We start from the raw sequence: 14,309 nt of genomic DNA, 5'->3' as shown, positions 1-14,309 counted from the left end.
ATTACCGGAGGCCGGGACACTGGTCGGGGAGGGAAGTACGGATGAGGAGGGGCTCATTTAGCCCGACAGTGTAGGCGCAGGCCGCGCGCCACTCCAGCCGGTCCGTCGCACACGAAGATGTCAATACGGCGTAATGATTCCGTTAACCGAAACGGCATTCATCGCAAATTTGGTGTTAGCATCGGCTGCACGACACGTTCTTTCAATTTGCGTAAACTTTACTTCCGCTTAAGATATTGATTTCAAAGGGGATATTGATGAAACCGCAAAAGAATCGCGCGAACGGCTTCATTCGTAACAGGCTGACTCTGGCCTTGGCCGCGGCCCTGGTGCTCCCGTCCGCAGCCGTCCTTGCCCAGGACGCCGAGCAGGACGAGGAAGCGGAAGTCGAGGAAACCGCGACGACCGAGGGCACCCCGGTCCAGTCCCTCGACAGGATGGTGGTCACCGGGTCAAGGATCGCTAGGGACACCTTCAACTCGGTCTCCCCGGTCCAGGTGATTACCCGCGAGGAAACCACAGCGGCCGGCTTCAACTCCACCGCAGGCGTGCTCCAGAGCAATTCGGTCACCGGCGGGTCTTCGCAGATCAACAATGCCTTTGGTGGTTTCGTCGTCAATGGCGGCCCCGGCGTGAACACGCTGTCGTTGCGCGGCCTCGGCGCCACCCGCACCCTGCTCCTGCTCAATGGCCGCCGCGTGTCGCCCGCGGGCTCGCGTGGCGCGGTCGGGTCGGCAGACCTGAACGTGCTGCCGAACATCATGGTCGACCACATCGAGATCCTGAAGGACGGCGCCTCGTCCATCTACGGATCCGACGCCGTCGCCGGCGTGGTCAACATCATCACCAAGCCCAGGGTCGACGGCTTCACAGTCGATTTCCAGCACAACGCCACCCAGGATGGCGGCGGCGACGAAACCCGTGGCGCCATCATGGGCGGCAAGACCGGCGACCGCTGGCGTGTGGCGGGGTCGTTCGAGATCTTCCAACGCTCCGAGATGACGCTCGGCCAAAGGGACTGGGCCAGCAGATGTCCGCTCCCGCTCATTGGCCGTCGTGCCGATGGCAGCTACGGCGCCGACGACTATATCGACCCGATTACCGGGCAGCCGAAATGCTGGACCATCGATAACGGCGGCGTGACGATCAATACCCTTGGTACCGCCTATATGCTCGGCCAGCCCGGTCTGGGCAGCTTGGGCTACTACGGCACCTACTTCCCCGAAGACTGGGATGGGGGGCTGGACTACTTCAATCGCTGGCGCCCCAACCCCGCCGTTACGGACGGATTCCCCGGGTTCGAGGGCGTCGATCTGTACGGTCGCGACAGCTTCGATCCGCGAATGCTGCGCGAGTCCCTGATCTCCCCGACGAAGAACTACACGGGCTTCCTGCAGGCCGGCTTCGACCTGCAAGCGCTCGGTGATGCCGAGTTGTACTTCGAAGGCTTGGTGCATCGCCGCGAATCCAAGCAGAACGGGTATCTGCAGCACGTGATGGACTATCCCGTCGGCAGTCCGCTCCTGGGCGACCTCGTAGGGCTTCCGGCGTTCGCGGCGGCGCCAAGGGATGGCTCGACGAACGGACAGAATGTCGCGGCACGCGCCTTCATCGGCTGGGGGCTCTACAAGAACTGGCAGACTGTAGACTTCTTCCGCACGACTGCCGGGCTGCGTGGCAACCTCGGTTCGGAATGGAGTTACGACGCATCGTTCAGCTACGCCCGATCAGACGCGAATTATTACACCGAGAACCGCCTGACCGATCGCATCGCACGCAGTTTCGACGTGGTCCCGGACGGCAACGGCGGCTTCGTCTGCCGCGATGCATCTGGCGGTTGCGTCGCCGCACCGGTCCTCAGCGCCGAAGTCATCGGGGGCCAGCTGTCGCAGGCGTATCGTGACTGGATCATGCAGGACACTCGTGGCAACACCCTCTACACAGAGTCCACTTTCACCGCCGGCGTGAGCGGCCCGCTCTTCGACGTTCCCTATGGCACCGTGAACGCGGCCTTCGGTGTTGAGCACCGTAGTCAGGAAATCGACGACACCCCAGATCCGAATTCCATATCCAGCAATCTTTTCGGATTTACCTCTTCCACGCCAACCCGAGGCGAGGATTCGGTCACCGAAGCCTACGCGGAAATCGAGATCCCCGTGCTGACCGGCCTCCCGTTCGCGGAGGAACTGGTCTTCAACGCCTCAGGCCGTTACACCGACTATGACTCTTACGGAGACGACACGACCTGGAAGATCGGCATGCTATACACGCCGGTCAGCTGGTTGTCGCTTCGCGCCTCTCGCGGCACATCCTACCGTGCGCCCGCTTTGTTCGAGCAATTCCTAGGGGCAACCAGCGGCTTCCTGGGCGCCAACATCGATCCCTGTAACAACTGGGGGAACATCAGCAATACAAGCTCCCCGAGATACATCAACTGCTCCAGTCTGGGCCTGCCGCCGAATTTCAACCAGACCAACAGTGTCACGATATTCACTCGGGGTGGTGCGGAAGCTGGGTTGGCCGCAGAAACCTCCACGGCCTTGACCGCCGGCATCGTGCTGCAGCCGGAGTTCCCGACCTGGTTTGGCGACCTGTCGTTCGCGGCGGACTATTACGATATCCAGGTTGACAACGGGGTAGCCCGCCTGGGCGGCCAGCAAATCCTCAACCTTTGCTATAACAGCCAGCCTGCCGATTTCAATGCGGGTGCCTTCTGGTGCAACTTCGTGGATCGTGCAGCCAACAACTCGCTGACGGTCAACTCCGACTACGTGAATATCTCTGAAAGCCTCGTGCGGGGCTGGGACTTCACCGCTCGCTACGTTCGGGACATCGGCCCGGGTTCGTTCCGCGCCAACGCGCAGGTCTCCAACTACCTGATGCAGGCCGGCCGGACCTTCAGTACGGATCCGGTGAGGAACGTCACGGGTACGGTCGGAGCCCCGCAGTACACGGGCCAGCTGGAACTGTCCTATACGGTCAAGAACTGGTTCATCCACTATGGCCTGGAATGGGTGGGTTCCACGAACGACTACGATTACTACGAAAGGTATTTCGTTGACGATGCTGGCGACCCCTTGGACTATCGTCCGACCTACCTGATGGAGACAGACGACTACTTCACGTCCAACGCATCGGTGCAGTACCGAGGCGACGACTGGTCGGCCCGAGTGGGTGTTCGCAACATCGCCGACAAGGAACCACCTGTCATCTCTGCCTACACCAACACGATAGGCAATGCCCCGTTGTACAGCGGCTACGACTTCTTCGGCAGGACCTTCTTCCTGAACCTGACCAAGTCGTTCTAGTCGCTACATACGGCAACACCACGGAAGGCCGCCACTCGCGAGAGTGGCGGCCTTCTTTCTGCCGGGAAGGCGATGTTGTACGCTCCCGACATCACCGGGAACCCCGAAGGACTCCAGCATGAAGCGGATTCTCCTTGCACTTTCGCTCGCGGCCGCGACCCTCTCCGGCCTGCCCTCGCACGCGGCGCCCGACCGGGCTCCAAGCATCGAGCAACTTGCGGCGTTCCCTGCGTTCTCGAGCTTCACGCTGTCGCCCGACGGCAAGCACATCGCCGCGCTCCGCTCCGACGGCGAAAACCGTTTCATCGCGGTTTGGAAGGCCGATGCGCTGAACCAGGCACCGACCCTCATCGGGGCGGACAAGATGAAGTTCACGGGCGTGTCGTTCATCAAGAACGACCGCCTTGCGGTGACGCTGTGGCAGCCATTCGACCTGCGTACCGACCGAGTGACGCGGACGTTCCTGAGCAAGCTGATGATCACCGATCTCGCGGGCAAGGAATGGAAGGAACCGCTCACCCTGCCCCGGGCGAACACGCGCGAAGAACAGCTCACCCAGGCCAGGACCAGCCCGACGGTGCTGGACCGACTGCCCAACGATCCCCACCACATCCTCGTCATCAACAACATCGGCGCCAGCGCGGGCGATGTCTACCGGGTCGACCTGCGGAACATGTCCTCCTCCCGGGTCCAGATGTCCGGCGAGAACGTCGCTGGCTACGTGACCGACCTCAACGGCGAGCTGCGCGCGAGACTTCAGGCAAAGGTCGATGGCACGGGCGCCTATATCGCGGCGGAGTTCCGGAACCTGGACACGGGCGCCTGGGAGGAACACTTCCGCTCGTACGTCAAGAACCGCGACCAGACGCAGATCGTCGGTTTCAGCGACGACCCCAACATCGCGTTCGTCCAGAGCAACGTGGGCCAGGACAAATCGAGCATCTACGAGTACGACATCGCGGCCAAGCAGCGCAAGGAAGTGCTGTTCCAGCACTCGTTCTTCAATGCGAACCGCGTAATCGTCAATCCGTACCGCAGCGCCGGCGAAGGGTTCGGCGAGATTCTTGGCCTCGTATACGGGGGGCCGCGTGGCGATGACGTCGAATGGACCTCCCCGACGCTGAGGGCGCTCGACGCCGGCCTCAGGCAGGCCCTCGGCATCGACAGCCGGCGCGTGGAGCTCGTCGACCCCGCGACCGGCAGCCGGGCCTCCGTCGAGTATCCCGCGGAGAAGGACTACCGGATCATCGGCTTCACCCCGGAATTCTCGACCGTGCTGCTGTCGGTCGATGGCTCGTCCGCGCCTCCGGAGTTCTACCTGTTCCGCGACGGTACGCTCTCCCTGCTGGCGAAAACCTACCCGGATATCGACCCGGCGACGTTGGGGAAGACCGATCTCGTGTATTACAAGGCACGCGACGGACTGGATATCCCGGCCTTCCTGACCCGTCCCGACGAGGCGATATGCGGCAAGGGGCCCTGGCCTGCCGTGGTGCATCCCCACGGGGGACCGTGGGCACGCGACACCATGGACTTCGACGGGTCCATGTGGGTTCCGCTGATGGCCTCGCGCTGCATGGCCGTGCTCCGGCCGCAGTTCCGCGGTTCCGACGGTTGGGGACGCAAGCTGTGGATGGCCGGCGACATGGAATGGGGCCAGAAGATGCAAGACGACAAGGACGACGGGGCGAAGTGGCTGATCGACCAGGGCATCGCCCAAGAAGGCCGCATCGCGATGTTCGGCTTCTCCTACGGTGGGTATTCGGCTTTCGCGGCCTCGGTGCGACCGAACGGACTGTACAAGTGCGCGATTGCCGGAGCCGGCGTCTCCGATATCGGGCGGATCTGGGCGAGGTTCTACACCAACCCGTTCTTCCGGCAGGCGCAGGAGCATACGGTCAAGGGCCTCAGCCCGCTGACCCGTGCCTCGGACATGAAGATCCCGCTGATGGTCTACCACGGAGTCCGCGACCAGACCGTACCGGTGGAGCAATCGCAGTGGTTCGTGTCTCGCGCGAACTCTTCCGGAAAGCCCGTTGTCTACCATGAGATCGAGGACTACGGACACGGCCCAGCCTGGACGCGCGCGATCATGGCCAGGCAACTGCGGCACATCGAGGACTACCTCCTCAACGACTGCGGTGGCAGCGGACTCTGACCCGGCAAGTTACGACAGCAAGCGGACTGACGCTCATCGTGGACCCTCCCGGTCGGTCCAAGCGGCGACGCTGGCCCGGCGAGCCGCTGGCACGTTGAACGATTCACCGAAAATCGTGGAGAAGAAAAAAATGTCCCGCCTGTTCGTTCTTTGCATCTGCGCAACGATGGCGTTGCTCTGGAATCCGCCCGTTCTCGCCGCCGACCCCGCCGAAGGTCGCTGGAAGACCATCGACGACCAGACCGGCCAGCCCAAATCGATCGTCGAGATCAGCCAGGCCGCGAACGGCACGCTCAGCGGGCGGATCGTCGAACTGCTCAACCCCAGCAAGCCCAATCCGGCGTGCGACAAGTGCAGGGACGACCGCAAGGGCAAGCCGATCACCGGGATGGAGATCATCCGCGGCATGAAGCGCGACGGCGATGCGTACTCGGGCGGCACGATCCTCAAGCCGGACGAGGGCAAGGTCTACAAGTCGAAGATGGAACTGATCGACGGCGGCGACAAGCTCGAGGTTTCAGGCTGCGTGGCCTTCATCTGCAAGTCCCAGGTCTGGGTGCGGCAGTAGCGGGGCGGTACCCCTGTCTCGCCAGAAGGCCCGGCACCCGCCGGGCCTTTGCTTTTCGGGCGGCCGCTCTTGGCGCGCATGCGATAATCCGCGTCCCCGTTCAGCAGCCGCGACATGCCCCGTCCCGCCATCGTCACCAGCGCCCTGCCCTATGGCAACGGGCACCTGCATATCGGCCACCTGGTAGGGTACATCCAGGCCGACATCTGGGTGCGGGCGCGGCGTATGGCCGGTGGCACGGTGCACTTCGTGTGCGCCAACGACACCCACGGCACGCCGATCATGCTGGCAGCGGAGAAGGCCGGGGTCGCGCCCGAGGACTTCATCAAGCTCACCCAGGCGAGCCAGCAGCGCGACTTCGCCGACTTCGGCGTCGATTTCGACTGGTACCACTCGACCCACTCGAACGAGAACCGCGAGCTGACCGGGCGCTTCTACCGCGCGCTGGACGCCGATGGCCACATCGAGTGCCGGTCGATCGAGCAGTTGTACGACCCGGTCAAGTCGATGTTCCTGCCCGACCGCTACGTCAAGGGCACCTGCCCCAACTGCGGCTCGGACGACCAGTACGGCGACAACTGCGAGGTCTGCGGCGCCACCTACTCGCCGACCGAGCTGAAGAACCCGCGCTCGGTGGTCTCGGGCGCGACGCCCGAGCTGCGCGCATCGGAGCACTTCTTCTTCCGGGTCGGCGATTTCACCGGGACGCTGCGCGAGTGGCTCGAGGGCGATGTCGCCATCCCTGGGGTCAAGGCCAAGCTGCGCGAGTGGATCGACGCCGAGGGCGGCCTTCGCGACTGGGACATCTCGCGCGACGCGCCGTACTTCGGATTCGAGATCCCCGGCCATCCGGGCAAGTACTTCTACGTCTGGCTGGATGCGCCGATCGGGTATTTCTCCAGCCTGCTCGCGCTCGCGCGCAGCGGCACGACGCCGGGCTTCGACGAGGCCGCGTTCGAGGCCATGCTCCGCCCCGGCGCGCACGCCGAGCTGCGCCACTTCATCGGCAAGGACATCGTCAATTTCCACGGGCTGTTCTGGCCCGCGGTGCTGGCCGGCAACGGCCTGCGCCTGCCCGAACGCCTGCACGTCAACGGCTACCTGACCGTCGACGGCGCGAAGATGTCCAAATCGCGCGGCACCTTCGTGATGGCGCGCACGTATCTCGACAGCGGGCTCGATCCCGAGGCGCTGCGTTACTACTTCGCCACCAAGTCCTCCGGCGGCGTGGACGATGTCGACCTCAACCTGTCGGACTTCGTCGCCCGCGTGAACAGCGACCTGGTCGGCAAGTTCGTCAACATCGCCAGCCGCTGCGCGAAGCTGCTGCAGGGTCAGTTCGACAACGCCCTCGCCTCCGGGACGCCATCCGGCGTTTCCGACGAGTGGGCCGTGCAGGCCGAGGCGCTGCTCTCGAGGGTGCTCGATACCCTGCGGACCGCGCCCGGGCACTACGAGGCGGGCAACTTCGCTGCGATCGCCCGCTCGGCGATGGAGGCGGCGGACTGGACCAACGAATACATCGCGCAGACCGCGCCATGGTCGCTGGCGAAGGATCCTGCGCGCCGCGCCGACCTGCACCTGGTGCTGTCCACGGCCCTGCAGGCATTCGCCGATCTCGCCGCCATGCTCAAGCCGATCCTGCCCAGGGTCATCGCGGACGTGGAGCGCTACCTCGGCGTGACGCTGTGCCCGGGCACGCGTACCGCGCTGGCGGGACGCTCGCTCGCGCCATACACACCGCTGTTCACCCGCATCGACCCGAAGCAGATCGAAGCCATGACCGAAGCCAGCAAGGACACGTTCGCCGCACCGGCCGGCGAAGCCAAACCGGCGAAGGCCGGCGACGCGAAGGCGGTGGCGGTGCCCGCCCCCGAGGCCTCGCCCGCTGGCGGGACAGGTGGCGACTTCGTCGGGATCGAGGATTTCGCGAAGCTCGACCTGCGCGTCGGCAAGGTCGTGGAGTGCGGCTTCGTCGAAGGCTCGGACAAGCTGCTGCGCTTCCTGCTCGATGCCGGCGAACTCGGACAGCGGCAGATCTTTTCCGGCATCCGCGCCAGCTACGGCGAGCCCGACGCGCTCGTCGGCCGCAACGTGGTGTTCATCGCCAACCTGGCGCCGCGCAAGATGCGCTTCGGCGTCAGCGAGGGGATGATCCTGTCGGCCGGCTTCGACGGCGGCGCGCTCGCGCTGCTCGATGCCGACGCGGGCGCGCAGCCCGGCATGCCGGTGCGCTGAACGCCGGACCGCATGCCGGCCCGATGGTACCGGCCAAAGCGCCTGCATGAGCATCGCCAGCCAGTACGATCTCGCCGAACGACTCGACCTACTGCTGCCGCAGACCCAGTGCGGCCAGTGCGGGTTCGACGGCTGCCGCCCCTATGCCGAAGCCATGGCCCGCGGTGAGGCCAGCATCGATCATTGCCCCCCGGGTGGTGACGCCGGTGCGCGCGCCCTGGCGCGCCTGCTCCGCGTCGAGCCCCTCCCCTACGACCGCGCGCGCGGCACGCACAAGCCCGCCCAGGTCGCACTGGTGGTGGAGGCCGACTGCATCGGCTGCACCAAGTGCATCCAGGCCTGTCCGGTGGACGCCATCATCGGTGGCAGCAAGCTGATGCACACGGTCGTCGCGCCGCTGTGCACCGGCTGCGAGCTCTGCGTGCCGGCCTGCCCGGTGGACTGCATCGAACTGCATCCCTCCCGCCCGTAGGAGCGCCTTCAGGCGCGATGCGAGCGCCTTCCGACGATGGTTTTCGCGCCTGAAGGCGCTCCTACGGCATATCCCTCACTTCGTGGGACAGGCGCTGCAGATGCGCTCGACCTCGTACCCTTTCGCGCGCAGCTTCTCGACCACGCCGTCCTCGCCCAGCAGGTGCAGCGCGCCGACCACGACCAGGGTGTCGTCGGTGCCCGGGGCCTGCAGCTTCGCTTCGAGTTTCGGCACCCAGGCGTCGTTGCGATCGACGTTGATCCGCCGGTAGAGCTTGGGGAACTGCTTGCGCATGTCCACGGCCATGCCGGACCAGAGCGCGTCCGCATCGCCCCTACGCCACGCGGCATGCAGCTTGTCGATCTCGGCGCGCCCCTCGTCGGCGGTCCTGAGCGATTCCTGCAGGAACTGCAGTTGCTCGGTCCGGTCCATGCCGTCGAGGAACGCGATCTGTTCGGCACCCGTCTCCAGACCGGCGGTGGGCTTGCCGGCCTGGCTGGCCTTCTGCGCGAGATTGGCGTCCAGCCCCAGCGCCGGATCGAGCCCGGCCTTGCCCATTTCCACGATCGCCACCATCAGCCCGGCGAACCACGGTTCGAACAGTTGCAGGGTCTGCGGCGTCATCTGCAGCTTCTGCAGTTCGGCCGCGTTCGCCTCAAGCCAAGCTGCCAGCGCCTGCTTCGTCTCATCCGGCAGCTCGCTGTCGAGCGCAGTGCCGTCGGTGCGCAGCGCGGCCTGGCCCATCTGCATTCCCAGCGCGGGCGAGCCCAGTTCCTCCGGCGGGATTTCGAACACCAGCTTCTCCGCGTCGGCGAAGGCGGCGTCGACATCGCGCGACAACGGGTAGTCCTCCGGCTTGAGCAGGTGGAACGAGCCGAGCAAGTAGAGCGAATTGTCGTCGTCCGAGACCTTCCACAGCAGCGGCATGGGCGCACCGTCTCGCGCGGTGTCGGCGTGCAACGCCCCGGCGAACGCCAGCAGGGCGGCGGCGAACGCGGAACGGAGCAGGTGGCGCGGCGTCTTCCAGCGAGATGTCATCGTGTGTCCTTGTCGGGGTGTGCCAGCGGGATGTCTTCGACGCGGCCGTCGATGCGGATGTGACGCGCCATCGTTCAGGTCGGCGGCTTCGCGTACTTCTTCTCGCCGGCGGTGATCGCGAGATCGAGGCGGTTTTCGGGCGGGGGAAGCGGGCAGGTCGCGTAGTCGGTGAACACGCACGGCGGGTTGTAGGCACGGTTGAAGTCGACGACCACGGTGCCGTCGGCGGCCGGCGCATCGGTGTAGATGTATCGGCCCGCGGCGTAACTGTCGTGTCCGCTGGTGCGGTCTGCGAACACCAGGAACAGCCCGCCCTCCTCGCCTTCCAGCGCCTCGATCCGGTAGCTGTTTCCGCCATGCTCGAACTCGACGGCCCCCGGGTTGGGTTGCGCCGCCTGCTGGCTGGTGATGTCCATGATCGGGATGGTCTTGCCGGCCGGATGGGGGACGAAGCGCGCCGCGATGCGCCAGGAAGGATCGGCAGGCCAGTAGTCGAGCGGGCCGAGCCCGGTCAGCGTCGCCGCCTCGGCGTGGCTGACGCGCAGCGCCTTGCGGCCGTTGCGATCGACCAGGCCCAGTTGGCCCTTGCCGTCGTCGAAGCCCACGAGGGTGGGTGTTCCCGAGACGTCGGGCAGCAGCTCGAACCGACCCTTGGCCGGCGCGCCGTCGACCGTCAGCACCGCATCGGGTTCGGGCGTCAGGAACACCTTGCCGCTCTGCTGCTGCAACAGCCCCATGCGCTCCGGCCCCTTCCCCAGGCGGATGCCGCTGGTCGCACCGCTGCCGACGTAATGCGCGGGCAGTTCGATCCAGTGCAGGCCGATCAGACTGGCCCAGCCATGCGGCTGCAGCAGGCGCTCGCGTCGCTGCGCGCGCCACGCTTCGTTGTCCGTCACGAACGCCGGATCCGCCGGCACCGCGTCGGCGGTGGCTTGCGCGACGTCGCCACCCGTGGATCCGCCGCCGCACGCGGCCAGCGCGGTCGCCAGCAATGCACACGCCATCCTCGTCACGCCCTTGATCATGCTCAACGCCCCCTCAGGAACCAGCGGTCGATCTCGGGCAGCGGGAAATGCGCCCAGGTCGGTCGCCCATGATTGCATTGTCCGGAGCGCTCCGTCGCCTCCATCTGCCGCAGCAGCGCGTTCATTTCCGGCACCGTCAGCCGCCGGTTGGCGCGCACCGCGCCGTGGCAGGCCATGGTCGACAGCAGCTCGTCGCGGGCGCCGCGGATGCGCAGGCTCTCGCCGTGTTCGCGCAGGTCGGCGAGCACGTCGCGCAGCAGGGCCTCGACATCGCCATGCGCGAGCAGGGCCGGCACGCTGCGCAGCAGCAGCGACTGCGGCCCGGCGCGCGACACCTCGAACCCGAGGTCGGCCAGGACCGCGGCTTCCTGCTCGGCCAGGTCGGCTTCGCGCTCGGACACGGCCACCGACTGCGGCACCAGCAGCGGTTGCGCGCGCAGGCCCTCGCTGTCGTGCGCGGATTTCAGGCGCTCGTAGCCGATGCGCTCGTGCGCGGCATGCATGTCGACCACGATCAGGCCGTCGGCCGCCTCGGACAGGATGTAGATACCGTGCAACTGCGCGATCGCGTAACCCAGCGGCGGCACGCCGGCCGCCTCGTCCGCGCGCGGCAGCACCGGCCGGTCCTCGTTGGCTGCGTACAACGCTGCGTAGGCCGCGCGCGCTTCGTCGACCTGTAGCCGCATAGGCACCTGCGAAGCCGATTGCGGCAATGCCTGCATCGTCGCCGGCAGGGCACCGGGGAACGCGCCATCCGGCGCTCCCGCGGACGCACCGGAGGTCGCGGTCGCCTGCCCGGTCGGGAACGCCGCCATGCCTGCGCGCGTCGCCGCCAGCGCGTCGTGCACGGTGCGATAGACGAAGTCGTGCACCAGTCGCGAATCGCGGAAACGGACCTCGTGCTTGGCAGGATGCACATTGACGTCGACCCGGGTGGGATCGAGCTGCAGGAACAGCACATATGCGGGCTGCCGGCCGTGGTACATCACGTCGGCGAAGGCCTGCTTCGCCGCGTGCGCGATACTGCGGTCGCGCACCGGGCGCCCGTTGACGTAGACGTACTGCTGGTCGGCGCTGGCGCGCGAGTAGGCGGGTTGGGCGATCCAGCCGTGCAGGCGCAGCCCGGCGCCCTCGTGTTCGATCCGCAGCGCCTGCCTGGCGAACTCCTCGCCGAGCGTCTCGCCGAGCCGCTCGCCGGTGAACAGCTCCCCTCCCGTCTCGGAGAATGCGCGGTAGCGACGCGACGGCTTGCCGTTGTGCGACACGCGCAGTTCCACGTCCGGGCGCGCCAGCGCGAGCGAACGCAGCCATTCCTCGATGTGGCCGAGTTCGGTGCGCTCGGCGCGCAGGAACTTGCGCCGCGCGGGGACGTTGTAGAACAGGTCGCGGACTTCCACGGTGGTGCCTGGGGGTTGCTGCTTCGGAACCACCTCGCCGACGCGCCCGCCCTCGACCGATAGCGCCGCGCCATGCGTCTCGTCGCCGCGCCGGGTCGCGATCAGGAACCGGCTCACCGAGGCGATCGACGGCAATGCTTCGCCACGAAATCCCAGCGTGGCCACCGCCTCGAGGTCGTCGAGGCTGGCGATCTTGCTGGTGGCGTGGCGCGAGACCGCCAGCGGCAGCTCTTCGGCGGGCATGCCGCCGCCGTCGTCGCGCACCCGGATCAGGCGCACGCCGCCTTCCTCCAGGTCGATGTCGATGCGGCCGGCGCCGGCATCGAGCGCGTTCTCGACCAGTTCCTTGACCACCGACGCCGGGCGCTCGACCACCTCGCCTGCGGCGATCTGGTTGACCAGGGTGTCGGGAAGCTGTCGGATCGCCACCCGCGCATGATACCGGCGCGGTCGACGGGATGCCGTGGCGCTACGGGCTGCCGCCGGTACTGGCGACGCGATCGGCCGCGGCGCGCGCCGCGTACAGCGTGCCCGGAGGGGGCTGGCTGGAGAAATAGGTGTGCACGCCATCGAGGATCGCGCGTGCCACCGTGCCCTGGAACTTCGGGTCCATCAGCCGCTTCTCCTCGTCCGGGTTGGACAGGAACGCGGTTTCCACCAGCATCGCCGGCATGTCCGAGGTGCGCAGCACGGCGAAGTTGGCGCGTTCGATATGCGGCTTGTGGTTGTTGCCGATGCGCTTGAGGCCGGCCAGGATGTGGTTGCCCGCGTCTTCCGAGGCCTTCAACTGCCCACTCTGGGTCAGGTCGAGCAGCACGTTGGTCAGCACGGCGTCGCCGGAGGAGGCGACGCGCACGCCGCCGATCAGGTCGGCCGCGTTCTCCTTCTCGGCCAGCCAGCGCGCACGCTGCGAGGACGCGCCGCGCAGCGACAGCACGTAGACCGACGAGCCCTTGGCGTTGCGGTTCTCGGCGGCGTCGGCGTGGATCGAGATGAACATGTCGGCCTTGGCCTGCCGCGCGATCCGGGCGCGGTTGTTCAACGGGATGAACACGTCGCGGTCGCGCACCAGATGGGCGCGCAGGCCGGGAGTGGCGTTGACCTGGCGCGCGAGCTCGCGCGCGATCGCCAGCGTGATGTCCTTCTCGCGCTTGCCCGAGGGACCGATCGCGCCGGGATCCTGGCCGCCGTGGCCGGCGTCGATCGCGATCACCAGCGGCCGGGTGCCGCCGGCGACGACGGCACGCGGCGGTGGCGGTGGCGGCACGGTCGCGAGCGGCGGCGGGGAAGCGGGCGTCACGGCCGCCGCCACGGTCGCGGCCGGGGCGGTCGAAGGCGGAGAAGTCGGCATCGCTCGCGGCAACGACGGATCGTTCGTCGACTGCGGTTGCGGCGGCGATGCCGGATTCGAAGATGCGGAGGCCCCGGTGGCCTGACCTGCGGCGCGCAGTTCCGCGACCAGGCGCGAGGTCGCGGCGGCCGACGCCAGCGCGGGATCGTGGGCCGGCGGCTCGGACGTGGCCACGGCCGTCGTCATGGCGACGACCGACGCCGCCACAGCGGGGGTAGGGGTGGCGGGCGCAGGGGGAACGGGCTGCGCCGTGGCGGCGGCGATCTGCGCAATCGGATCGCCGTGTTCGTCGCCCGGCCACTCGATCACCAGTCGCGCGCCCTGCGGGTCTGCCTCGAAGCGGGGCTTCAGCGCCACCACCGGTGCGGCGAGGTCGAACACGATGCGGGTGGTGCCCGGCTCCGGCTGGCCGCTGCGGACCGCCTTGACCACGCCTGAGGGAGGCGGCAAGGCGAGCTTGCCCGCGGGATGGCTTCCCGGCAGGTCCACCACCAGCCGGTGCGGTTTCTGCAGGCTGATCAGCTTGTAACCCGCTTCGCGATCCACCTGCAGCTCCGCACGGGTGCCGGTGGGTCCGCTGCCGAGCCGGACCGCCTGGATTTCGGCCGCGTACGCCAGGTTCCAGGCCAGCGCCGCAAGCAGCGCCAGGCCAAGCAGAATCTGTTGGACGTTTTGCCCCCTCGTGCGCATGCGGCTAGTCAATCACTGATGCCCGCCATTTGCAACGCACTTTTCCTTTCAAATCGGTCACCTG

At 66.9% G+C, this 14,309-nt stretch carries 9 protein-coding genes; 5 read left to right on the top strand and 4 right to left on the bottom strand.

From position 1 onward, the window contains the following. Positions 1–257: 257 nt before the first annotated feature. From JMO03_RS15220 to rnfB, 5 genes are all read left to right on the top strand, one after another. Entirely contained in the window at positions 258–3,308 is a 3,051-nt protein-coding gene (locus tag JMO03_RS15220) for a TonB-dependent receptor plug domain-containing protein (RefSeq protein WP_202844596.1), read from the top strand. Positions 3,309–3,426: 118 nt separating this feature from the next. Further along, a complete protein-coding gene (locus JMO03_RS15215; protein ID WP_202844595.1) occupies positions 3,427–5,466 on the top strand; it encodes an alpha/beta hydrolase family protein in 2,040 nt (679 codons plus the stop codon). 166 nt (positions 5,467–5,632) lie between these two features. Continuing rightward, positions 5,633–6,034 (top strand): DUF2147 domain-containing protein, encoded by a 402-nt coding sequence (locus JMO03_RS15210; protein WP_238346228.1) that lies wholly within the window; start codon positions 5,633–5,635, stop codon positions 6,032–6,034. Between the two features lie 114 nt (positions 6,035–6,148). Next, positions 6,149–8,272 carry a methionine--tRNA ligase gene (gene metG / locus JMO03_RS15205; RefSeq protein WP_202844593.1) on the top strand — a complete coding sequence of 708 codons (2,124 nt, stop codon included), beginning with the start codon at positions 6,149–6,151 and terminating at the stop codon, positions 8,270–8,272. 46 nt (positions 8,273–8,318) lie between these two features. Further along, on the top strand, positions 8,319–8,744 hold the full coding sequence (gene rnfB, locus JMO03_RS15200) for an Rnf electron transport complex subunit RnfB (RefSeq protein WP_202844592.1): 426 nt from the start codon (positions 8,319–8,321) through the stop codon (positions 8,742–8,744). A gap of 75 nt (positions 8,745–8,819) precedes the next feature. Here rnfB and JMO03_RS15195 read toward each other — a convergent pair whose 3' ends face one another. The 4 genes from JMO03_RS15195 to JMO03_RS15180 all read right to left on the bottom strand — a co-directional run bounded on the left by JMO03_RS15195 (position 8,820) and on the right by JMO03_RS15180 (position 14,245). Next, on the bottom strand, positions 8,820–9,782 hold the full coding sequence (locus JMO03_RS15195) for a TraB/GumN family protein (RefSeq protein ID WP_202844591.1): 963 nt from the start codon (positions 9,780–9,782) through the stop codon (positions 8,820–8,822). 74 nt (positions 9,783–9,856) lie between these two features. Then, the gene (locus JMO03_RS15190; protein ID WP_238346251.1) at positions 9,857–10,807 is read right to left on the bottom strand and encodes a DUF1684 domain-containing protein; all 951 of its coding nucleotides are present in this window, start codon (positions 10,805–10,807) and stop codon (positions 9,857–9,859) included. A 2-nt stretch (positions 10,808–10,809) separates the two neighbouring features. Continuing rightward, positions 10,810–12,633 (bottom strand): DNA mismatch repair endonuclease MutL, encoded by a 1,824-nt coding sequence (gene mutL, locus JMO03_RS15185; RefSeq protein ID WP_202844590.1) that lies wholly within the window; start codon positions 12,631–12,633, stop codon positions 10,810–10,812. Between the two features lie 40 nt (positions 12,634–12,673). Next, on the bottom strand, positions 12,674–14,245 hold the full coding sequence (locus JMO03_RS15180; protein WP_202844589.1) for an N-acetylmuramoyl-L-alanine amidase: 1,572 nt from the start codon (positions 14,243–14,245) through the stop codon (positions 12,674–12,676). Between the last annotated feature and the right edge of the window lie 64 nt (positions 14,246–14,309).

This window comes from Luteimonas saliphila, assembly GCF_016774335.1.
Lineage (GTDB): Bacteria > Pseudomonadota > Gammaproteobacteria > Xanthomonadales > Xanthomonadaceae > Luteimonas > Luteimonas saliphila.
Note: the sequence above shows the minus strand (reverse complement) of the source record. Positions and strands in the feature narration are given on the sequence as shown.